The 20,624-nt window shown below is 66.1% G+C and carries 18 protein-coding genes; 10 read left to right on the top strand and 8 right to left on the bottom strand.

The window, feature by feature from the left end:
• Positions 1-15 precede the first annotated feature (15 nt).
• The 5 genes from pheT (at position 16) to KBW95_RS08620 (ending at position 6,062) form a co-directional block, all read left to right on the top strand.
• Positions 16-2,457 (top strand): phenylalanine--tRNA ligase subunit beta, encoded by a 2,442-nt coding sequence (pheT, locus tag KBW95_RS08600; RefSeq protein WP_211527986.1) that lies wholly within the window; start codon positions 16-18, stop codon positions 2,455-2,457.
• A gap of 110 nt (positions 2,458-2,567) precedes the next feature.
• Positions 2,568-2,936, top strand: coding sequence for an integration host factor subunit alpha (locus tag KBW95_RS08605; RefSeq protein WP_211524314.1), 369 nt, complete (start codon positions 2,568-2,570; stop codon positions 2,934-2,936).
• Positions 2,937-2,955: 19 nt separating this feature from the next.
• Positions 2,956-3,360 (top strand): MerR family transcriptional regulator, encoded by a 405-nt coding sequence (locus tag KBW95_RS08610; RefSeq protein ID WP_211527987.1) that lies wholly within the window; start codon positions 2,956-2,958, stop codon positions 3,358-3,360.
• Positions 3,361-3,564: 204 nt separating this feature from the next.
• Positions 3,565-4,197 (top strand): response regulator transcription factor, encoded by a 633-nt coding sequence (locus tag KBW95_RS08615; protein ID WP_027865355.1) that lies wholly within the window; start codon positions 3,565-3,567, stop codon positions 4,195-4,197.
• A 374-nt stretch (positions 4,198-4,571) separates the two neighbouring features.
• Positions 4,572-6,062 (top strand): CHASE3 domain-containing protein, encoded by a 1,491-nt coding sequence (locus tag KBW95_RS08620; protein WP_211527988.1) that lies wholly within the window; start codon positions 4,572-4,574, stop codon positions 6,060-6,062.
• Here KBW95_RS08620 and KBW95_RS08625 read toward each other — a convergent pair.
• On the bottom strand, positions 6,043-6,840 hold the full coding sequence (locus KBW95_RS08625; protein WP_211524311.1) for a Crp/Fnr family transcriptional regulator: 798 nt from the start codon (positions 6,838-6,840) through the stop codon (positions 6,043-6,045). The two genes, KBW95_RS08620 and KBW95_RS08625, sit on opposite strands and share 20 nt — an antisense overlap.
• A gap of 268 nt (positions 6,841-7,108) precedes the next feature.
• On the opposite strand from KBW95_RS08625, the gene KBW95_RS08630 reads away from it, so the two are divergent.
• The gene (locus tag KBW95_RS08630; RefSeq protein WP_211524310.1) at positions 7,109-7,825 is read left to right on the top strand and encodes a response regulator transcription factor; all 717 of its coding nucleotides are present in this window, start codon (positions 7,109-7,111) and stop codon (positions 7,823-7,825) included.
• The gene (locus KBW95_RS08635) at positions 7,822-9,162 is read left to right on the top strand and encodes a sensor histidine kinase (RefSeq protein ID WP_211527989.1); all 1,341 of its coding nucleotides are present in this window, start codon (positions 7,822-7,824) and stop codon (positions 9,160-9,162) included. The genes KBW95_RS08630 and KBW95_RS08635 overlap by 4 nt, the downstream gene beginning before the upstream one ends.
• Here KBW95_RS08635 and KBW95_RS08640 read toward each other — a convergent pair.
• The 6 genes from KBW95_RS08640 to KBW95_RS24540 are packed head-to-tail and all read right to left on the bottom strand — an operon-like array spanning position 9,141 to position 15,577.
• On the bottom strand, positions 9,141-12,443 hold the full coding sequence (locus KBW95_RS08640; RefSeq protein WP_211527990.1) for a pilus assembly protein: 3,303 nt from the start codon (positions 12,441-12,443) through the stop codon (positions 9,141-9,143). The two genes, KBW95_RS08635 and KBW95_RS08640, sit on opposite strands and share 22 nt — an antisense overlap.
• A 10-nt stretch (positions 12,444-12,453) precedes the next feature.
• Positions 12,454-13,038 (bottom strand): hypothetical protein, encoded by a 585-nt coding sequence (locus KBW95_RS08645; RefSeq protein ID WP_229429631.1) that lies wholly within the window; start codon positions 13,036-13,038, stop codon positions 12,454-12,456.
• Positions 13,035-14,105 carry a PilW family protein gene (locus tag KBW95_RS08650; RefSeq protein WP_211528003.1) on the bottom strand — a complete coding sequence of 357 codons (1,071 nt, stop codon included), beginning with the start codon at positions 14,103-14,105 and terminating at the stop codon, positions 13,035-13,037. Before KBW95_RS08650 ends, KBW95_RS08645 begins: the two co-directional genes overlap by 4 nt.
• A 20-nt stretch (positions 14,106-14,125) precedes the next feature.
• Positions 14,126-14,707, bottom strand: coding sequence for a type IV pilus modification protein PilV (gene pilV / locus KBW95_RS08655; RefSeq protein WP_229429632.1), 582 nt, complete (start codon positions 14,705-14,707; stop codon positions 14,126-14,128).
• 4 nt (positions 14,708-14,711) lie between these two features.
• Entirely contained in the window at positions 14,712-15,185 is a 474-nt protein-coding gene (locus tag KBW95_RS08660; protein ID WP_211524306.1) for a GspH/FimT family protein, read from the bottom strand.
• Positions 15,179-15,577, bottom strand: coding sequence for a type IV pilin protein (locus tag KBW95_RS24540; protein WP_211524305.1), 399 nt, complete (start codon positions 15,575-15,577; stop codon positions 15,179-15,181). Before KBW95_RS24540 ends, KBW95_RS08660 begins: the two co-directional genes overlap by 7 nt.
• Before the next feature lie 195 nt (positions 15,578-15,772).
• On the opposite strand from KBW95_RS24540, the gene KBW95_RS08670 reads away from it, so the two are divergent.
• Complete coding sequence (locus KBW95_RS08670) at positions 15,773-17,431, top strand: peptide chain release factor 3 (RefSeq protein WP_211524304.1); 1,659 nt, start codon at positions 15,773-15,775, stop codon at positions 17,429-17,431.
• 156 nt (positions 17,432-17,587) lie between these two features.
• The gene (locus KBW95_RS08675; RefSeq protein ID WP_211524303.1) at positions 17,588-18,583 is read left to right on the top strand and encodes a tetratricopeptide repeat protein; all 996 of its coding nucleotides are present in this window, start codon (positions 17,588-17,590) and stop codon (positions 18,581-18,583) included.
• Positions 18,584-18,650: 67 nt separating this feature from the next.
• Here the strand turns inward: KBW95_RS08675 and KBW95_RS08680 are convergent, their stop codons facing one another.
• A complete protein-coding gene (locus KBW95_RS08680) occupies positions 18,651-19,847 on the bottom strand; it encodes an acyltransferase family protein (RefSeq protein WP_211527991.1) in 1,197 nt (398 codons plus the stop codon).
• Positions 19,848-20,117: 270 nt separating this feature from the next.
• Between KBW95_RS08680 and KBW95_RS08685 the strand changes: the two genes are divergently transcribed.
• The gene (locus KBW95_RS08685; protein ID WP_211524301.1) at positions 20,118-20,462 is read left to right on the top strand and encodes an H-NS family nucleoid-associated regulatory protein; all 345 of its coding nucleotides are present in this window, start codon (positions 20,118-20,120) and stop codon (positions 20,460-20,462) included.
• The last annotated feature ends 162 nt before the right edge of the window (positions 20,463-20,624 follow it).

Below are 20,624 nucleotides of genomic sequence, written 5' to 3' on the forward strand. Positions count from 1 at the left end.
TCGAAGAAGAAGATTATGCAATTCTCCGAAAACTGGCTCCGTTCCATGGTCGATCCGAAGATGAATTCGGACGAACTGTCGCACCTGCTCACCATGTCCGGCCTGGAAGTGGAAGAAGTGGAACCGGTCGCGCCCCCGTTCTCGAACGTGGTGGTGGCCGAAGTCAAGGAAGTGGCCAAGCACCCGGACGCCGACCGCCTCAACGTTTGCCAGGTGGACGTGGGCACCGGCACCCTGCTGAACATCGTGTGCGGCGCGCCGAACGTGCGCGCCGGCATGAAGGCGATCTGCGCCAAGGCCGGCGCCGTGCTGCCGCCGGGCGCCGACGGCAAGCCCTTCGAAATCAAGGTCGGCAAGCTGCGCGGCGTCGAGTCGCAGGGCATGATGTGCTCGGCCAAGGAACTGAAGATCTCGGAAGAGAGCAGCGGCCTGATGGAACTGCCGGCCGACGCGCCGGTGGGCGCCAACATCCGCGACTACCTCGGCCTGAACGACCTGAAGTTCACCATCAAGCTGACCCCGAACAAGGCGGACTGCCTGTCGGTGCTGGGCGTGGCGCGCGAAGTCGCCGCCCTGACCGGTTCGCCGCTGCACGTGCCGACCACGCGCCTGGTTCCGGTGACCAGCGACGACAAGCTGCCGGTGAAGGTGTCGGCCCCGGACCTGTGCGGCCGTTTCGCCGGCCGCATCATCCGCGGCCTGAACGCGCGCGCCGCCACTCCGGAGTGGATGAAGCGCCGCCTGGAGCGCAGCGGCCAGCGTTCGGTGTCGGCCCTGGTCGACATCTCGAACTATGTCATGCTGGAAGTCGGCCGTCCCTCGCACGTGTTCGACCTCGCCAAGATCCACGGCGGCCTCGATGTCCGCTGGGGCAGGAAGGGCGAACAGCTCAAGCTCCTGAACGGCAACACCATCGAGATCGACGAGTGGGTCGGCGTGATCGCCGACGACAAGGAAATCGAGTCCCTGGCCGGCATCATGGGCGGCGACTCGACGGCCGTGTCCCTCGACACCACCGACATCTACCTGGAAGCCGCATTCTGGTGGCCGAACGCCATCCAGGGCCGTGCGCGCCGCTACAACTTCTCGACCGATGCCGCGCACCGCTTCGAGCGCGGCGTCGACTACGCGACCATCCCCGAGCACATCGAGCGCATCACCTCCTTGATCGTGGAAATCTGCGGCACCGGCGATACCAGGGTCGGCCCGCTGGACGACCAGATCGTCAACCTGCCGCAGCGCCAGCCCGTGACCATGCGCACCGCGCGCGCCGCCAAGGTGATCGGCGTGCCCCTGACCGATGAAGTCGTGGCCGACATCTTCACCCGCCTGCAGCTGCCGTTCACGCATGAAGCCCGTGGCGACGGACCGGGGGTGTTCAGCGTGACCTCGCCGACCTACCGCTTCGATATCGAGATCGAGGAAGACCTGATCGAGGAAGTGGCGCGCGTCTACGGCTTCGAGAACATCCCGACCCTGCCGCCGGTGGCGCCGAGCGCGATGCTGATCGAGCCGGAAAACACCCGCTCGCTGTTCGCGATCCGCCATGAGCTGGCCGACCTGGGTTACCAGGAAGTGGTCAACATGAGCTTCGTGGAAGCCCAGTGGGAGCAGGACTTCGCCGCGAACGCCGAGCCGATCCGCCTGCAGAACCCGATCGCCAGCCAGATGAGCGTGATGCGCTCGAACCTGATCGGCAGCCTGGTCGCCAACGTGCGCTACAACGTCAACCGCAAGGCCGGCCGCGTGCGCGTGTTCGAAGTCGGCGCCGTGTTCCACCGCAACCCGCAAGCCGTGGACGGCCCGCTGGCGGTGGCCGGTTTCGACCAGCCCAAGCGCGTCGCCGCCATCGCCTATGGCCCGGCCGTGGACGAGCAGTGGGGCGAAAAGACCCGTGCGGTCGACTACTTCGACGTCAAGGCCGACCTGGAAGCCCTGTTCGCGCCGCGCGTCCCGCGCTTCGTGAAAGGCGAGCATCCGGCCCTGCACCCGGGCCGCAGCGCCGTCGTCGAGCTGGACGGCAAGGTGGTCGGCTTCATCGGCGAATTGCATCCGCGCTGGCTGCAGAAGTACGACCTGCCGCAGGCCCCGGTGCTGTTCGAGGTGGATGCCGAAGCCCTGCGCCAGCGCAAGGTGCCGAGCTATGCCGAGATCTCCAAGTTCCCGGGCGCCACGCGCGACCTGGCGCTGGTGGTCAAGCAGGACGTGGCGGCCCAGGCCGTGCTCGACGCCTTCCAGGCCGAGCTGGCCGCCAACGCCGCTGGCAAGATCGTGCAAGGCATTGTTTTGTTTGATGAATATCGCGGCAAGGGCCTGGAGACGGATGAAAAAAGTCTTGCTTTCCGCTTTAGCTTGCAAGATACTCAATCGACGCTGCAGGACGACGCCGTGGACGCCATCATGGGTGCATTGGCCGAGGCCGCGAAGAACAAGCTCAACGCGAAGCTGCGTGCATAAGACATCTCTCCAGAACTCGTTTGACTTGAAGGCAGGGCTTCAAAATTAATAACAACGACGTTGATTCGGCCGTACTCCAGGAGGCCCTCGCGGCCGACCTGGATCGCGCAATGCATGTGGCGCGGGTGCGGAAGGAACAGGAAAAGGCATTACCGACCTTGACCAAGGCCGAGCTGGCCGAGCTGCTCTTCGAGCAGGTCGGCCTGAACAAGCGCGAGGCCAAGGACATGGTCGAAACCTTTTTCGACGAGATCCGCAATGCGCTCGAACGGGGCGAAGCGGTCAAGCTGTCCGGCTTCGGCAACTTCCAGTTGCGCGACAAGCCGCAGCGGCCGGGCCGCAATCCCAAAACCGGGGAAGAAATTCCCATCACGGCGCGCCGCGTCGTGACTTTCCACGCCAGCCAGAAGCTCAAGGGAATGGTTGAAGAGACCAATCCGTCGGGCACGCCTTCGGGCTCGCTGGCACGTGCCGCTTGAATAGCTGGTGAATGCGCCGATGAACGACCGTCCGAACAAGACCGAGCCGACCGTGCTGCCGCCGATCCCGGCGAAGCGCTACTTCACCATCGGCGAGGTCAGCGATCTGTGCGGGGTCAAGCCCCATGTCCTGCGCTATTGGGAGCAGGAGTTCACCCAGCTCAAGCCGGTCAAGCGCCGTGGAAACCGGCGCTATTACCAGCACCATGAAGTCCTCCTGATCCGCCGCATCCGCGAGCTGCTGTACGAGCAGGGCTTCACCATCAGCGGCGCCCGCAACCGCCTCGACAGCCGCGCCAGCGCGCTGGCCGGGGCCGAAGAGCCGGAGCTGCCGGACATGGCGCCGGCCGTCGATGTCGAACACATGCGCGCCGAACTGCTGGGGATCCTCGACATTCTCAAGAACGGTCCGCAGCCGGCCTGAGCTGAAAACCTCTATTGGATTCGACGGGATTGTGTAGCAGGACGCTACCCAGGCACGTCCAGAGCTCAGGCATTCGTGCGCTGCTGTTGAAGCCCAGCGCCGGAGTGTTAAAATGTCACTCGCGGTTAGGCTGAATCAACGCATGCAAGCTGGGCGGATGAGAACCCGGTACTTTCCTGCGCAAGGAAAATTTAAGGGAAGACAATGATACGCGTTGCCATTTGTGACGATCACCAAATAGTTCGAGCAGGTTTCAAACAGATTTTCTCGTCGTCGGGCGAATTCGAAGTCGTTGCCGAGGGCGCTACCGGCCGTGAGGCCCTCGATATCGCCCGTCGCGAGATCTGCGATGTGCTGTTGCTCGATATCGCGATGCCGGACCAGAGCGGCATCGACATCCTGCGCACGATCCGCCAGGGGCAGCCCAATCTGCCGGTACTGATCCTGTCGGGCTATCCGGCGCAGCAATACGCGCTCAACCTGTTCAAGATGGGCGCGAACGGCTACCTGAACAAGGAATGCGAGGCGGACGAGCTCAAGACCGCCGTGCGCACCGTCTACCAGGGCCGCCGTTACGTGAGCTCGACCGTCGGCGAACTGCTGGCCCAGAGCTTCGACCGCGATCCGAACACGGCCTTGCACACCGAGCTCTCGGACCGGGAATTCCAGGTCTTCCTGCGCCTGGCCAAGGGCGCGACCGTGTCCGATATCGGCAATGCCCTGTCGCTGTCGATCAAGACCGTGTCGACTTACCGTACCCGCATCATGGAAAAGATGGGTCTGCAGTCCAACAGCGACCTGACCTATTACGCCATGAAGAACAATCTCCTCGATTGATTCCCGCTGCGCGCGCTTCGGCGCGCGCATCTTCTTCCTCCCAAGTAGTTCCTACGGGCAGCCGTCCCCGCTGCATGCGTGCGGCCGCCCGGCCGCCCACACCCTTCCGACTTGATCGTCCCGGCCATGCCCCGCATTTCTATGCGGCCGAGTCCGCTCAACCTTCATCAATTGCGCGTAAGATGAAGCGCATCCCGCAGCCGAGAGAGGGGGCAGGCATCGGTCTCGCAAATCTTTTCTGGTACGCAATTTGTGTATTTCTCCTGCAACCAATTTGAAACATTGAGTTACAGGAAGGCATTTCGCAGTGCAACATTTCCTTCAATCCGTCTATAATCAGGCGACGGCAACGTTGCGCGAAAGGAAGCCTCAGGATGACCACTTCAACCGCTCGGGCCGGCAAGCCTGTCCGCACCCTGCCGCTCAACAAGACCCTGCTGTGCCTGGCATGCGTCATTCTGCTGATCGTGAATGGCGTCTTCCTGGTCCGTAACCTGGACGACCTGCGCGCCGCCAATGCGCTGCAGACCCAGACCGCCCGCGTGTCGGACGAACTCCAATACCTGAACCTGCTCGTGACCGACGCCGAAAGCGGACTGCGCGGTTACTTCCTGTCGGGTTCCGATGTCTACCTCGGCCCGCTGCACGCCGCGCCCCAGCAGATCGACAACCAGCTGCGCGCCCTCGGCGTGCTGCTCGCCGACAGCCCCTCGCAAACCAGGAACCTCAACCAGCTGCGCACTCTTGTCCAGAAGAAACTGGGCCTGATGCACCAGGCGCTCGAGGTCTACCGCCAGGGCGGCTTGGTCGACATCGTCGCTATCGCGGCGGCGCCCGACGAGCGTGCCGACATGGATGAGATCCGCCTGCAGGTGGTGATCATGACCCATGAGCAGACCGAATTGCTGGCGGCGCGCACCGCCGCCTTCTACCAGCAGTACCGCCACGCCGCGCTGTTCGGCGTGGGCATCAATGCGGCCGCCATCATCGTCTTGCTGCTCTTCTATAAGCTGATTCGCCGCGCCTTCAAGCTGCGCCTGCGGGCAGAGCAGGCGCTGCAGCAGTCGAACGAGCACCTCGAGCAGATGGTTGTCGAGCGTACCGAGCAGCTGTCGGTGCTGTCCCGCCACCTGATCAAGGTCTCGGAAGAAGAAAAGTCGCGCCTGGCGCGCGAACTGCACGACGAGATGGGCGCCAACCTGACCGCGATCGGCATGGACCTGACCACGGTGGGCGAACAATTGCGCCTCAGCCATCCGGAGCTGGCGGCCAAGCTCGGCCGCGCGCGCCGCACCCTGGTCGACACGGTGCAGCTCAAGCGCCGCATCATCGAAAACCTGCGCCCGAGCCTGCTCGACAACATGGGCTTGTCGGCCGCACTGCAGAGCTATTGCGCCGATTATGCGCGCATCACGGCCCTCGACTGCGACGCCCTGATCGACCGCCAGGCCGATGCGGCCGGCCCGATGCAGGCCATCGCGCTGTTCCGTATCACCCAGGAAGCGCTGAACAATATCGCCAAGTACGCGAAGGCGCATTCGGTGATCATCAACCTGTCCCGCGAAGAAGATGGCTGGGACCTGGAAATCACCGACGACGGCATCGGCATCGCGGAAGGCGCCATGGCCAAGTCGAAATCGCATGGCTTGCTGGGCATGCGCGAACGCGCCTTGCTGCTGGGTGGGACGCTGGAGGTGGAGCGGGGAGTGAACGGCATCGGGACTTGTGTGCGCGCCTGGATTCCGGCGCAAGCCCCAGGTGGGGAAGGGACGGCCGCATCAAAGGCCGTGCCCGGTCAAACCGAGGATCCGCCGCCGGCCTTGCCGGAGACGGATCCCCTCAAACTCAACGCGCCACATCCATGAGCAGGCGGTCGTATTCCGACTTGGCGACCTTGTAGCACTCGCCGGCATATTCTTCCAGGCCGGCACGGTCCAGGACGGTGATATTGCCGCGGCGATACTGGATGAGGCCTTCATCCTGCAGCTTGCCGGCGGCGGCGGTGATGCTTTCGCGGCGCACGCCCAGCATGATCGAAATCAGTTCCTGGGTCACTTTCAGCTCGTTGGTCGGCGAACGGTCCAGGCGGTCCAGCAGCCAGCGGCAGAGCTTTTGCTCGATCGAGCTGTGGCGGCCGCCGACGGCGTTCTGGGCCATCTGGGCGAACAGGGCGTTGGTGTAGCGCATCAGGAGCTGCGGCAGGGCGCCGCCGCGGTTGAAGGCGTCACGCAGGTACTGGGTCTTGAGGCGGTAGCCGTAGCCGGCGCTCTGGACAACGGCGCTGCACATCGCACGTTCACCCATGAAGAGCGACACGCCGACCACGCCTTCGTGGCCTACCACGGCGATCTCGGTGGTGGCGCCGTCTTCCATCACGTAGAGCAGCGACACGATTGCCGTGGTCGGAAAATACACGTATTCCAGTTTGCTGCCATACTCGAACAACTCCTTGCCGAATGGCAGAGGGACGAGTTCCAGGTGCTCGAACAGGGTTTCCAGGTCTTGGCGCGGGAGGGCGGCCAGCAATTCGTTTTGCTGGGTGCCGCTGTAGCTGACAACGGGGCGGGACGCTTTCGACTCCTCACTGGCAGGGAGCTGGTTCTTCGCTTTTTGCGTGGCACCACCAAGTTGAGTGTTGTTCATTTGTTGTCCTCTTTGATCTCTAACATGCTTCATGAGCGACTTGTGGAGGCCGGGGCTTTCGTTGCCTCATCGCGATGTGTGTACATTAAAGCTATAGTCCGGTGCCGAACATAAGATTAGCAGTCGCACCCATGTAGGCTGTATGCATGATGTTTTGTCAGTCCAGTCCTACTAGACAGGATGGCGAAATTCACGCCTTTTGTTTGGTTTAGGCAACGAAAATAGCCCATAATGGGCGCTTTCCTGGTGGCGGAGCGACAAGGCAAAGATGGGGCCGCAAGTATTGCTGGTGGAAGACGACGCTGTCCTGGCCGACGGCCTGATGCGCGCACTGCAGGCCCAGGGCATGCAGGTGGCGCTTGCCCGCGACGGCTCGAGCGCCGACCAGCTCTTGCAGGGCGCAGCATCGGCCGGCGCGTCCACCTCCGCCGACGCTCCGCCGCCCGACGTCGTCGTCCTCGACATCGGCCTGCCCGGCATCGACGGCTTCGAGGTCGTACGCCGCCTGCGCGCCCGCGGCGGCGCCATCCCGGTCTTGCTGCTGACCGCCCGCGACGCCGTCGAGGACCGGGTGCGCGGCCTGGAGACCGGCGCCGACGACTACCTGGTCAAACCCTTCGCCACTCCTGAACTGGTCGCCCGCATCCGCGCCCTGGTCCGCCGTCACGCTCCCAAGCCCGCCGTCCTGGCCCTCGGCCGCCTCGCGCTCGACAGCGCCACCCGGCGCGCGCGGGTAGGCGAGCGCAGCCTCGAACTGTCGGTGCGCGAGTGGGGCGTGCTCGAATACCTGCTCCAGCACGCCGGACGCGTCGTGTCCAAGCAGCAAATCATCGACGCCATCCTGCCCTGGGGCGAAGACCTGACCCAGAACGCGGTCGAGGTCTATGTCTCGCGCCTGCGCCTCAAGCTCGACGGCGCCGGCGTGGCGATCCGCACCATCCGCGGCTTCGGCTATCTGCTGGAAGCGGAAGCGCCGGGCGCATGACCAGCATCCGGCTGCGCCTCCTGAAGTGGCTGCTCGGCCCCATCCTGCTGCTCAACCTGGTGCTGGCGGGCCTGGTTTACGCCCTGGCCTGGACCCCGGCCCAGGTGGCCTTCGACCAGGGCCTGGCCGACACCGCCGCCACGCTGGCCGGCCGCATCCGCGACGGCGCGCCCGCGTTCGTGCCGGCCACGCTGGCCGGCCAGGACCGCCTGTGGTACGTGGTGCGCGACGCCGCAGGCGCCCACCTGGAGGGCAGCGTAGGATTCCCCGCGTTGCGGCCGGGCGCGCCGGCCTATGACGCCGCGATCGGCGGCGAGCCGGTGCGCGTCGCGGCGCTGCTGGTGTCCACGCCGGACGGTCCGCGCCAGGTCGGCGTCGCGCGCACCCTGCGCCAGCGCCTGGAAGTGCGTTCGGCCATCCTGCGCTCGCTGTTCGTGCTCGTCACGCTGGCCACGCTCACCCTTGTAGGATTGGTCTGGCTATCGGTGAGCAACGGCTTGAGGCCGCTGGCGCGCATCCGCGCCGACCTCACGGGACGCGGGGCCGGCGACCTCGCGCCCATCGCGGCCGACGAGGTGCCTTACGAGATCGCGCCGGTGGTAAGCGGCTTCAACGAATTGCTCGACAAGGTCGAGGCGGGCGCGCGCGCCCAGCGCGACTTCATGGCCGACATGGCGCACCAGCTGCGCACGCCGCTGGCCGGCCTGCAGCTGCAGCTCGAATGGCTGGCCGCGCGCCACGCCGGCGACGCCGAGACCCTGCGCTCGCTCGGCCTGATGCGCCTCGCCAACGAGCGCATGATCCGCCAGGTGAACCAGCTGCTGGCGCTGGCCCGGGCGCGCCAGGGCCAGCCCGGCGCGGCCCACGAGGCGCTCGACCTGGCCAGCCTGGTGCAGGATGCGATCCAGTACTTCGTCGAGGAAGCCGCGCGGCGCGGCATCGACATCGGCTTCGAGCTGGCGCCGGCGCCGCTGCGCGGCGACGCCTTCCAGCTGCGCGACCTGGTCGACAACCTGGTCGACAACGCGCTGCGCTACACGCCGCGCGGCGGCAGTGTGACGGTGATCGCGAAGCAAGAGGGGGAGGGGGTGCTGTTCGCCGTGGAAGACACGGGGCCGGGCATCGCGCCGGCGCGGCGCGCCCAGGTCTTCGAGCGCTACGTGCGCCTGGACGACAAGACTTCCGGCAGCGGCCTGGGCCTGGCCATCGTGCGCGACATCGCGCTCGCGCACGGGGCCCGGGTCGCGCTGGAGGATGGCCCGGGCGCACGCGGCACCCGGGTCACGGTCCGGTTTCCCCGGACCGCGGCGCCGGATCAGTCGGCGCCCGAGGTATAGCTGTAGGTGCGCTTGCGCTTGGAAGTGATGGCCGGGCGGATCTTCTGCGGGGCGATCGGGACGCTGGCGCCGGGCGCGCCATCCGAGCCTTTCTGCACCGCGCCGATGACCACCGTGGTGGCCTTGCCGTCGATCGGCACGCCGCTCGCCAGGACCGGCGAGGGCGGCAGGCCGCCGCCCACGAAGGGCGAGGAACGCTCGCCGCCGCAGGTGCCGGCCACGCCGATCGCGCCGCAGCCGTTGAGCAGGTTGACCCAGTAGCCGCGCGCTTCGCCCAGGGTGGTGGCGCAGGTGCCGGCCGAGGCCTTGATCGGGCGGTTCGAGCTGAAGGTCACCATGCCGCCCGCGATCAGGGCCGAGGTCACCACTTGCTCACCCTGCCCATTCTGGTTCAGGTCCATGTACCAGCCTTTCAGGCTGCCGGCCGGCAGCACCGCCGGCGCGGACGCGCTGTTGGTGGCGGTCACGTCTTGCAGGCCGTCCAGGTCGACGGTGGCCGCGCCCAGGGCGACCGACAGGTCGTCCTTGTAGACGTAGAAGCGGTTGGTCACCTGCTCGAAGGGATAGTGGGTGGCCAGCGGATGCTCGCGGTCGCCGCTGCCGATGGCCACGTAGACATAGCCCTGGGTGGCCAGCAGCGCCGGCGCGAACAGGAACTTGCGTCCGCCGCCGCTGGTGCGCGCCACCATGCGCTTGGTCCAGGAACCGCTGGCCAGCGGCAGCTTGTCGGCGCCGGTGAAATCGATGCGGTACAGGTTGCCGCCGGTATCGGCCGCGTAGGCGTAGTCGGGCATGGCGTCGTTGTTGATGTCGACCATGGCGATGTCGGCCGCCACCGCGCGCTCGGTGGAGAAGCTGCGCAGCACGGCGCCGGTGTCGGCGTCCAGCACGTAGATGGCGTTGCCCTTGGTGGCGCCGCAGGAAGGCACCTTCGCATTGCCGTCCTCGCAGGCGTCGTAGCCGCCGCCCACCACCACCACCGGGCTGGCGCCGTTGTTGTAGCCCTTCAGAAAGGCCACGCTCGGGGTCGACCAGGTCTGGCCGATGGCTTCCATACCGGCCGTGCACCCGACCTGGTCGCCCAGGTTGGGGCAGCCGGCCTTCCACTTGTACTGCGGATTGTCCGGGTTGCTGACATCGAGCGCATAGATCATGCGGCCGCCGCGGCGCATGGTCGGGTAGATCCAGACGCGCGAGCTGTCCGCGTTCTGGTAGACGCCGGTCGAACCGTCGAAGAAATAGTCCTTGGCCGTCGGCGCCGGGGTAATGCCGGCCGGCTGGTTCGGGTAGGCGACCAGCGGCAGGTTGCTCTTCAGGCGCGACAGGCGCGGGAAGAACTCCGGCGCGATGAAAGCCCAGCGCTCGACCCCGGTGGCCGCGTTCAGCGCGCGCAGGGTGCCGTCGTTGGCGCCGTAGTAAACGGTGACGCCGGTCGTGCCGCCATAGTTGACCGGCAGCGGACGCGAGTGAATCACGTCGCCGTGGATCGAGGGCCGCGTGGTGTTGCTGGGGCCGCCACCTTTTTCATTGTTGGTGTCCTCGCCGCGGATGAACTTGACCAGGTTGGTGTCCATGAGGCTGTTGGTGGTGGTCAGCGGGGTCAGGATGCTGCCGAACTGGGTCAGCACGTTGCGGTTGACCGCGCTCGAGGTGCCCGTGCCGGCCGGGACATTGCCCTGACGCAGGATCTGGGCGGCCGCGCCTTTTTCCACGAAGGCGCCGTCGGGCGCATCCGAATACTTGTTGTAGCTGCTCACGCTGCAGGTGCCGGCCGGGTCCGGCTTCAGGCCCAGGCCGCTCCAGTAGGCGCCGCTGTCGCTGGTCCAGAAGCTGGTGGCGCAAGGCGTCACGAAGCCGGTGTTGGCGTTGACCGCCGGCTTCTTGTTGACGTCGCCCAGGTCGATGCCGCTGCCGCTGGTGATCAGCTGGTAGCGCTTGAGGTTGCCGAACCAGCGCGGTTTTGCGTCCGGGTCCGGGCGGAACATGCCGATGAACACCTGGTTCTCGTTCTGCGAGCGGTTGGTGGCGTTGACCGGGAGGCTGGTCGAGGCGAAGGTGGTGTTGACGGCCTGGATCTCGATCAGGATTTCCTTGATCGCGTCGACGATCGCGTCCTCGTTGCGGGCCGCAAAATACTTGCCGCCTCCGGCGCGCGCCATGCTCAGCATCAGCGAGGTGTGCTCCGAGTTGGGCTGGGCGTTGTAGACGTCGATCGTGTAGGTGGTGACGCTCGGGCGCAGGGTGCCGTCGCCGATCGGGACGCCGCGGTCGTGCATCAGGCGCGCCCATTCGTCGGCGTTGCGCGGGCCGGTGTCGGTGCTGTAGGTCCCGGTCTCGACGTTGGTGATGATGGTGTCGGTGGCGTCCACGTTGTAGCGGCTGGTGTTGGCGGCGCAGGTGCCGGCCGGGCTGGCCGCCACCGTGCCGACCTTGCAGCCGTCGGTATAGCCACTGCAGGTGCTGGCGAAGGCCGCAAGGCCGGCCGCCGCCGCGGTGGGGTTGGCATAGCAGGCCGCCGTGGTGCCGATGGTGGTGGTGGTGCTGATGCTCTTGCTGCTGAAGTTGGGCAGGCCGAGCTGGGTCACCGGCGTGGTGTTGCCGTTGAGCTTGTTGAGCTCGGCGGTATTCGTCGCATCGTCGGCGGTCGGCCCGCTGGCGTTCGGATTGCCGATGAAGATGACGTAGGTCTTGCCGCAGGCGTTGTCGGTGCTCAGCGGCGACTTGAATTGCGTGAAGGCCGTGGTGTACCCGGCGCGGTCGGCGATGGTGGAAAGCACGCCGCCCGGCGAGACCGACTTGCCGCCGGCCAGGTAGTTATACACGTCGTACATCAGGTTGCCGTAGGGCGTGTTGGAATTGCGCTTCTCGTCCGGGCTGTTGATGCTGTTGTAGATCGTGGTGAGCTGGCTGCTGAAGGCAGTCCGGTTAGTCAGGTCCATCGGCTGGACCGCGTAGCGGATGAAGCCGCCGTTCAGGTTGGCATTGCCGACAGTGACGAATTCCATCATGCCCAGGTTCACCGTGTCGTCCAGCCCGGCGACCACGCGCTTGATCGCATTGACTTCCGACTGGCCCTGGGTGGCGCCGCCCGGCCATTTCTGGTTCTGGCGCGCCCAGTTCGAGGTGTTGTCGAGCACGATCAGGATGCGCGGGTTGATGTTGTTGCCGGCCGAGGCGCCGGTGAAGATGTCGATGTCGTCGGCGCCGGCCGGCAGGCTGGCGGCCAGCAGGGCGAGCGAAGCGCTGAAGGCGAGGGCGCGCGGAAGTGGATGGCGGAACATGCGGGCTCCTTCAGGTGGTGGGGCAGTTGTTGGTGACGTCGTCGCGCGCAACGCGCACGGCCACGCCCTGGGTGACCTGGACTTCGGCCTCGGTCTCCATGTCGGTGGCGACGGCATTGATTTCCCAGACGCTGTCGGCGCAGGCCGAGTTGCCGTCGACCGCGCCGCTCACGCCGAAGCTCTGGGTGCTGCCCATGCTGCACACCAGGTCTTCTTCCCGAGCCAGGTCGAGCTGGGTATTGCGGATCGCCGGCGCCTTGACGCACTTGGGCCGCGGCGCGAGCTTGACGCGCACGTCGTCGGTGCCGTCGCCGTTGGTGTCGACGCAGCGCTCGTTGGCCTCGCCGCAGGGCTTGTTCAGCACATGGCCGGGGGTCTCGGAAAAACGGGGCGTGCTGATCACTTCCTCCAGCACTTCGCGCGCGGCCGCCGTGGCCTCGTCGCGCTGCTGCATGTTGCTGACGATTTGCAGGTTGGACTTGCCGACGTTGAAGGTGGTCAGGGCGATCAGGGTCAGCAGCACCAGCATGACCAGGGCCGTGACCAGGGTGATGCCACGTTCGCGGCGGCGCAGTTTCATGGCGGTCTCCGTCATGGCATTCTCCTTCCAGCAGGATTGGGCAGGGCCACCTGCGCCTGGAACACGTGGCGCTTGTAGGCGTCGTTGGCGGCATCGACGGTGTTCTCGCTGCCGTCCGCGTTCAGGCCCAGCGTATAGGTCTTGCTGTCCTCGTAGCCGGCGGTCTCCTGGCTGTTGCGGGCCAGCAAGTTCACGCGCACGGCCACCACGCTGCGCCAGTTGGCCACCGCGCAGGCGGCGTCGGCGCAGCTGTTGGCGCCGGCCGGGTTGGCCGAGGTGGCGTCGGGCACGCCGTCCTTCGCCAGGTCCATGCCGTATTCGAGCTGCAGGTTCTCGATGCCCTCGGCCAGCGGCACGACGCTCCAGGTGGGCGCGCTGCCGTCGCTGCCCAGCTCGGCGCGCTTGAGGGTGGGGATGCCGTCCCCGTCCTGGTTGTTGTTGGCGATGTAATAGATGTGGGTGTGGTAGCGGCGGATCGCGGCCAGGGTGCCGCTGTTGGGCGTCTGGGTGCAGTTGCGCTGGTGGCGGTTCAGGTTGGCGGTGCTCAGGCTGAGCGCGTAGAAGTCGTCGACACTGGACGAATCGAGCTCGGTCGGGTTGTTGCACAGCGAGGCCTGGAAGAAAGGCCCGCCTTCGGTGGTCGGGGCGCAGCTGCCGACGCCGGCGACACAGGTGGCGGTGCGGCGCACCACCAGCACGTCGGTGCCGTCGCGCACGTCGTCCAGGCAATCCAGTCCGCTGGCGTCGTCGTCCACGCCCTGGACGGCCAGGGGCAGGCCGGCCTTCAGGTCCGCCAGGCTGGCGGCGCAAGGCGCCGGCAGGGCGGCCGGGTCGCTCAGCGCGCCGGGATCGAACTCGGCGTAATAGCCGGCGTTGCGCAGGTCGACCGCCAGCAGGTCGATCGCATAGCGGCCGTTCTCGACCTGGCGGTGGGCCTTGTCGATCTCGCCCTGGGTGCGGATGTTCTTGACGAACATGGCGGAAAGGCCGCCGAGGATGGCCAGGCCAATGGCCACGGCCACCAGCAGTTCGGCCAGCGAAAAGCCGCGCGCGCGGCGCAGACTAGGGGAGTAGGGACGCATCGCGGCTCCTTGTCGACGACTTAGATACAGCCGGGCAGGCCGATGGCCACGCGCGCCGACACGGCGCGGCGGTTGGTGTCGGGACCGTAGGCGTCGCGGCCGCAGGACTGCGAGGGGGCGCGGGTCTCATGCATGCCTTGCCAGGCCACGGTGACCAGGTAGACGGCCGGAACGCAGACGCCGGGGCTGGCGTCCGCCGCACGCACCAGCTCGACGCAGCCGCGCGCGCCTTCCATGGCGCCGGCCTTGTTGCCGTCCGCGCGCTCCTCGGCCGCGCCCTTGAGGGCGGCGCTCCATTCGCACAGGTCGCGCGCGGCGCCGGCGGCGACCGTCGCGCAGTCGTCGCCCACGGTGCTGCCGGTGCCGAGCGGGTTGGCGGTCTTGTAGTCGGCGGCATTGGCGCTGTTGCCGCTCAGCCGGGACTGCATGTCCTGCAGCAGCACCGCGGCCTGGGCGCGCTGGTAGGACTCGATGGAACCGACCTGGGCCTTGGCCTGGAAGGCCGCCAGGCCCAGCAGGCCGAAGGCGACCACCACCATGGTGATCAGGACTTCGATCAGGCTGACGCCGCGCTGGGACGAAAGGGAGGGCATGGTATTCATGGCGTCAGCACTCGCTGGAAGTCTGGCTGGGGCGGCCGGAGAGATCGACCGCGACGCAGCGGCGGGCGTCGCTGCCGCTCACGCTGATGTCGAAGGAGGGCAGGCTGGCGCCCTTGACGCGGCCGTTGGGCAGGTAGACCACGCTGGCCGGGCCGTCGATGGCGGCGCCGGGCACGGCGGGATGGTCGTCGAGCAGGCGGTCGGCGTCGCCCGGGTCGGCGATGTCCCAGCCGGCCTGCCAGCCGGCGTCCTTGGGCGCCAGCGTCACTTCGGCGTTGCGCTTGATCGCTTCGCTGCGGGCCCGGTTGAGGGCGGTATACAAGTCGGTGCCGGCGCTGCGGCCGCGCATCGCGGCGACCAGGCTGCCGTAGGCGGGCGCGGCGACGGCGGCCAGGATCGCCATCACGGCCAGGACCGTGATCAGCTCGGGCAAGGTGAAGCCGCGGGCCGGCGCCGCATGGCGCGCGCGGATTACCATTTGTCGCCCGGGGTGCGGGTCCCGGCCTGGTTGATGGTCAGGGTGACGTCGCCGGCCTGGCTGGCGCCCGGCTTCGGGGTGGCGGTGATGATGTAGCTCTGCGGCGGACCGTCCTCGAGGTCGATCGTGATCTCGTACCGGCTGTCGACGTTGTCGGGCACCGGCGCCAGGTCTTCCACGCTGGAGGCGTAGCCGCGGGTGTCGGCCAGGAACTGGGCCTGGGCCTGGGCCAGTTCCATCAGGTAGGTCTGGGCCGCGCTGCGCTGGTTGCGCACCATGTACGCGGTGTAGGACGGATAGGCGAAGGCCGCCAGGATGCCGATGATGGCGATCGTCACCATCAGCTCGATCAGGGTGAAACCGCGCTGGCGGGGGGCAGTGGCTGGGATCATGGTCGGCCTCGCTGAAGCAATATGCATGGAATGTTGCCCAGTATAAACACTGAAGCTGTCAAATTGCTGAATCCAGGCTGACAAAATGCTGACAATGAGACGAAACCGTAGGAGAAGGATGTGGCGCGGTTCACACAAGCCGCCCCAAGAACGGTAAAATCGCCGGTTTTGCACGAACCCGAATTGGCCGCGACTATGGCAACCGACACCGCAGCACCCCTGAATGACTCCCTCGATCCCGCGCCGGCCGGCAAACCCGCCGCCGTGATCGCGCGCGAGGTGAACCGCCGCCGCACCTTCGGCATCATTTCCCACCCCGACGCCGGTAAAACGACGCTGACCGAAAAGCTCCTGCTGTTCTCGGGCGCGATCCAGCTGGCCGGCACTGTCAAGGGCCGCAAGAGCGGCCGCCATGCGACCTCGGACTGGATGGACATCGAGAAGCAGCGCGGCATTTCGGTGGCGTCCTCGGTGATGCAGTTCGAGTTCCGCGAGCACGTGATCAACCTGCTGGACACCCCGGGCCACCAGGACTTCTCGGAAGACACCTACCGAGTGCTGACCGCGGTTGACTCGGCCCTGATGGTGATCGACGCCGCCAAGGGCGTGGAAGAGCAGACCATCAAGCTGCTGGACGTGTGCCGCATGCGCGACACCCCGATCGTCACCTTCATGAACAAGCTGGACCGCGAGACCCGCGATCCGCTCGAACTGCTGGATGAAGTGGAATCGGTGCTCAAGATCGAGTGCGCGCCGGTGACCTGGCCGATCGGCATGGGCAAGAACTTCCGCGGCGTGTATCACCTGCTGAAGGACGAAATCATGCTGTTCAAGGCGGGCGAGGAGAAGGCCGACGGCGCTTTCGAGATCGTCAAGGGCATCGACAACCCGAAGCTGGCCGAGATGTTCCCGCTCGAGATCGAGCAGCTCAAGATGGAAGTGGAGCTGGTGCACGGCGCCTCGCACGTGTTCGACCTGGAACGCTTCCTGTCGGGCGTGCAGACCCCGGTGTTCTTCGGTTCGGCGATCAACAACTTCGGCGTGCGCGAGATCCTGTCGGCGCTGGTGGACTGGGCCCCGGCCCCGCGCGAGCGCGACGCCACCGTGCGCGCGGTCAAGCCGGAAGAGCTGCCGTTCTCGGGCTTCGTCTTCAAGATCCAGGCCAACATGGACCCGGCCCACCGCGACCGCATCGCCTTCCTGCGCGTGTGCTCGGGCCGTTTCGAGAAGGGCATGAAGGTCAAGCACCTGCGCCTGGGCCGCGACGTCAAGCTGTCCTCGGTGGTGACCTTCATGGCCTCGAGCCGCGAACAGGTCGAGGAAGCCTACGCGGGCGACATCATCGGCCTGCCGAACCACGGCAACATGCAGATCGGCGACAGCTTCAGCGAAGGCGAGCTGCTGTCCTTCACCGGCATTCCGTACTTCGCGCCGGAACTGTTCCGCACGGTGCGCATCCGTAACCCGCTCAAGATGAAGCAGCTCCACAAGGGCCTGCAGCAGCTGGGCGAGGAGGGTGCGGTGCAGGTGTTCAAGCCGGTGCTGGGTTCGGACCTGATCCTGGGCGCGGTCGGCGTGCTGCAGTTCGAAGTCGTGGCCAGCCGCCTGCTCAACGAATATGGCGTGGACGCGGTGTTCGAGAGCAGCAGCATCAGCAGCGCGCGCTGGGTGTCGAGCGAGGACAAGAAATCGCTGTCGGACTTCGAGAACCAGCTGGGCCACCAGGTGGCCTACGACGCGGCCGGCAACATGGCCTTCCTGGCCACCTCGGGCGTCAACCTGCGCCTGACCCAGGAGCGCTGGCCGAAGCTGACCTTCCACGCGACCCGCGAGCACGCGGCCAAGCTGGACTAAGGCGCCGCCGGTTTCATGTGGCAGCCCGCCCGCGTTCGCGCCGGCGGGCTGTTTTCATTTGAGCCGCGCGCTGCCGACCTATTCGATCGAACAGGTAGCGCGGCGATGCCTGGCGCGTAGAATCGTCGCTGCCCGTCCACGCCGACAAGAGGAAGCATGCCACACCCCGTTCGCCACGAATCGTTCCCGCGCCTGGCCCTGGCCGCGCTCTGCCTGCTGGCCGCGCCGGCCATGGCCACCCCCTATACCGCCGCGCTGAAGTCGCGCAACTACCTGGACGCCGAGCGCCTGGCCAACGCGGCCCTGGCCGGCGCGCCGCGCGATCCGCAGGCCCTGGCCGCCAAGGTCGACGTGATCGTGGCCACCGCGGCGGAAGCACGGGTCGACGAAGCCGTGTCGCTGGGCGAGGCCTGCGTCGCCGCCAACCCGCGCGAGTCCGTCTGCCATGACGCCCTGGGCACGGCGCTGGGGTCGAAGGCGATCGGCGCCGGGATCTTCTCCGCCATGGGTTATGCGGGCAAGATCCGCGACGCCTTCCGCAAGGCGGTCGAGCTCGACCCGAACAACGTCGGCGCGCGCTTCTCGCTGCTGCAGTACTACCTGATGGCCCCCGGCATCGTGGGCGGCGGCGTGGACAAGGGCCGCGCGCTCGCGGCGGACACCGCCAGATTGAGCCAGGAGACCAGCCAGCTGATGCAGGCGCGCATCGCCACCAGGGAAGAAGACTTCGCCCTCGCCGAGCGCCTGCTGCGAGCGGTGAACGTCGCTCCTGGCAGCGACCTGGCCGACCAGCGCCGCGATGCGCTGTGGAGCCTGGGCGGCAGCCTGATGATGGAAAAGCGCTACGCCGACAGCGAGCGCGTGTTCCGCGAACTGCAGGCCGCCTATCCGGACAGCGAACTGGGCCTGTACGGCCTGGCGCGCGTCCGCCAGGAGCAGGGCAAGCATGCGGAAGCGGTGCCACTGCTGGAGCAGGCCGCCAGGATCTATCCGCAGGGCGCGGTGTACTACCGGCTGGGGCAGTCGCTGCAGGCCGGCGGCAACAAGGCGCGCGCGGTGGGCGCCTACGAGAAGGCGCTGGGCGCGGTGCCCGGCCTGTCGAAGAAGCTGAGCGCCGACGCAAGCGCCCAGATCAAGACGCTGAAAGAGTAAGCGCCATCCTGTACCGGCTGCTTGCCGGGCGTCCGCGCGGGTGTTGCACTCGAGGTCCTGAGACCGCTCACGCCGGCCCCGCGCTTGCCTGGGCCGGCAGGCGGCCGTCCCTGGGCCGCTGCCGCCCGTTGAGCAGCACGCCGATGAAGGTATGGCGGACCAGCAGCTGGTAGCTGAGCAGGGATGCCACCGTGGTCGCCGCGACATTCAGCATCATCTTCGGGACCACGCCGAGCGGCCAGGTGTAGACCATGGCGCCGAATCCGATCGTGCCCAGCATGTGCACGAGGAACACCCAATACGAGCTTTCCGATACATAGCGCAGCACGCGATTCTGATGCTGCATATAGCGCAGGAACAGGCCGATCAGGGCGAAACTCCAGCACCAGCTACTCAGGTTATAGACATAGGCAATCACGGCTTCGATATGGGGAACGGTCCCCGGTTTTCTGGTGAAGATATCGAATGCAGCGAGCGCGGCGATGAATACCACCAGGCCCGCAATCGCGTATTTCCAGCAATGTTTCGTGAAATGCGGGAACAAGGCCTCGCGCGAACGATATAAGAGCAGGCCGGTGACGAAGAACAGGCCGTTATGCACCATTTCCGGCAATTGCGGAATGAAGGAGCCGCTGGATGCCATCACGCCGGCGCGATAAAACGATCCCACGATTGCCAGCGGAATGGTCAGCAATAGCGGACCCCACCAATTGCCCGCCAACGCAAGAAACGCCGTATCGATTCCCTCGCGCACGCGCACGGAGATGCGGCTCCACACCGGCGCCAGGGCGGCACTCAGCGCGCAGAACCAGATCAGGTAATAGAGGAACCACATGTGCATCGTATTGAAGGGCGAGGCGCCGGCGCTCTTTTTCGCCAGCAGCGAGAGTTCGATGCCTGCGGTACCGCGCGCCATGACGTGCAGGTAAACCAGCATCACGATGGTCGTGCAGACGATGAGCACCGGCCAGAACACGACAAAAGGCAGCAGCAGCCTGCGCATGCGGTGCGCCAGCATGCCCCTGGCGCCGCGGCCCGCGATCAGCATCGCGACGAAATAGCCCGCCAGGATGAAAAACACCGGCATGCGGAAAGCGTGGATGAACAGGAGGATCAGGTCGGCAATCGGCGAGGTCTGCGCATCGCGCCAGGGCAGGGGCGAGTCGCCCGTGGTGTGATTGACGGCGACGTGCAGCAGAATGCCGAGCCACATCATGACGGCGCGGAGGTTATCGAATGCGTGCAGCCTGCCGGAGTGTTCCATTTTGTCTCCATTTCTTATTGGCGTTCACCGAAATAAGCTCGGCTATTCATGCTTGCACCGCGAGATATCGCGGCGCTTGCGATAATATCAATACCGGAAATGGAAAATTTCGGCATATTCGGCCTCAAGGCTGGTATTTATTCCTCTCGCATGAGTCTTGCCGCAATTGGAATCCAATCAAAAATAATTGCGATCTTATTCCGTGTACCTCACCAGTTTTGTTTGGACATGGTACGCTTGCATTACCCACCACACTCTCAAAGGATGAGCATGGCCAACATCGATTTGTCGAACTACAACCTGGCTGAACTGAAAGGCCTGCAATTCGAAGTCGAAAAGCAGATCAAGTCGCGCCAGCAGGAAGAGGTGAAGAAAGCGCGCGAGCAGATCCTGGCGCTGACCAAGAACCTGGGCGTGAGCGTCGACGAACTGCTGTCCGCCAAGGGCGGCAAGCCGGGCAAGTCCGGCAAGGGCAAAGGACAATCGGCGGGTGGCGCGGCCCGATACCGCAATCCGGGCGATACGTCCCAGACCTGGACCGGACGCGGACGCCGCCCGGCCTGGGTGACCGAGGCCCTGTCCGGCGGCAAGACCCTGGACGACCTGAAGGCCTGATAGCTGACCCATAGCGCCGCGCCGGGCCAGCGGGTCCGGCAGTCCGTCTTTGCGCTGGCACAAATACCAGGCGCCGGTCATGGGGTAAATTCGTTGAATGCACTTGGGAAACTTTGTGCTTCAACCGGAGGACGCCATGACCCCATCGCTGTTAATCTGCGC

The organism is Massilia sp. ZL223 (assembly GCF_018119395.1).
Lineage (GTDB): Bacteria > Pseudomonadota > Gammaproteobacteria > Burkholderiales > Burkholderiaceae_D > Telluria.

What these genes read in the sequence shown, in the direction of transcription:
- pheT (WP_211527986.1), top strand. Translation starts at nt 16, where the DNA reads ATGCAATTCTCCGAAAACTGGCTCCGTTCCATGGTCGATCCGAAGATG.
- KBW95_RS08605 (WP_211524314.1), top strand. Translation starts at nt 2,568, where the DNA reads ATGCATGTGGCGCGGGTGCGGAAGGAACAGGAAAAGGCATTACCGACC.
- KBW95_RS08610 (WP_211527987.1), top strand. Translation starts at nt 2,956, where the DNA reads ATGAACGACCGTCCGAACAAGACCGAGCCGACCGTGCTGCCGCCGATC.
- KBW95_RS08615 (WP_027865355.1), top strand. Translation starts at nt 3,565, where the DNA reads ATGATACGCGTTGCCATTTGTGACGATCACCAAATAGTTCGAGCAGGT.
- KBW95_RS08620 (WP_211527988.1), top strand. Translation starts at nt 4,572, where the DNA reads ATGACCACTTCAACCGCTCGGGCCGGCAAGCCTGTCCGCACCCTGCCG.
- KBW95_RS08625 (WP_211524311.1), bottom strand. Translation starts at nt 6,840, where the DNA reads ATGAACAACACTCAACTTGGTGGTGCCACGCAAAAAGCGAAGAACCAG.
- KBW95_RS08630 (WP_211524310.1), top strand. Translation starts at nt 7,109, where the DNA reads ATGGGGCCGCAAGTATTGCTGGTGGAAGACGACGCTGTCCTGGCCGAC.
- KBW95_RS08635 (WP_211527989.1), top strand. Translation starts at nt 7,822, where the DNA reads ATGACCAGCATCCGGCTGCGCCTCCTGAAGTGGCTGCTCGGCCCCATC.
- KBW95_RS08640 (WP_211527990.1), bottom strand. Translation starts at nt 12,443, where the DNA reads ATGTTCCGCCATCCACTTCCGCGCGCCCTCGCCTTCAGCGCTTCGCTC.
- KBW95_RS08645 (WP_229429631.1), bottom strand. Translation starts at nt 13,038, where the DNA reads ATGACGGAGACCGCCATGAAACTGCGCCGCCGCGAACGTGGCATCACC.
- KBW95_RS08650 (WP_211528003.1), bottom strand. Translation starts at nt 14,105, where the DNA reads ATGCGTCCCTACTCCCCTAGTCTGCGCCGCGCGCGCGGCTTTTCGCTG.
- pilV (WP_229429632.1), bottom strand. Translation starts at nt 14,707, where the DNA reads ATGAATACCATGCCCTCCCTTTCGTCCCAGCGCGGCGTCAGCCTGATC.
- KBW95_RS08660 (WP_211524306.1), bottom strand. Translation starts at nt 15,185, where the DNA reads ATGGTAATCCGCGCGCGCCATGCGGCGCCGGCCCGCGGCTTCACCTTG.
- KBW95_RS24540 (WP_211524305.1), bottom strand. Translation starts at nt 15,577, where the DNA reads ATGATCCCAGCCACTGCCCCCCGCCAGCGCGGTTTCACCCTGATCGAG.
- KBW95_RS08670 (WP_211524304.1), top strand. Translation starts at nt 15,773, where the DNA reads ATGGCAACCGACACCGCAGCACCCCTGAATGACTCCCTCGATCCCGCG.
- KBW95_RS08675 (WP_211524303.1), top strand. Translation starts at nt 17,588, where the DNA reads ATGCCACACCCCGTTCGCCACGAATCGTTCCCGCGCCTGGCCCTGGCC.
- KBW95_RS08680 (WP_211527991.1), bottom strand. Translation starts at nt 19,847, where the DNA reads ATGGAACACTCCGGCAGGCTGCACGCATTCGATAACCTCCGCGCCGTC.
- KBW95_RS08685 (WP_211524301.1), top strand. Translation starts at nt 20,118, where the DNA reads ATGGCCAACATCGATTTGTCGAACTACAACCTGGCTGAACTGAAAGGC.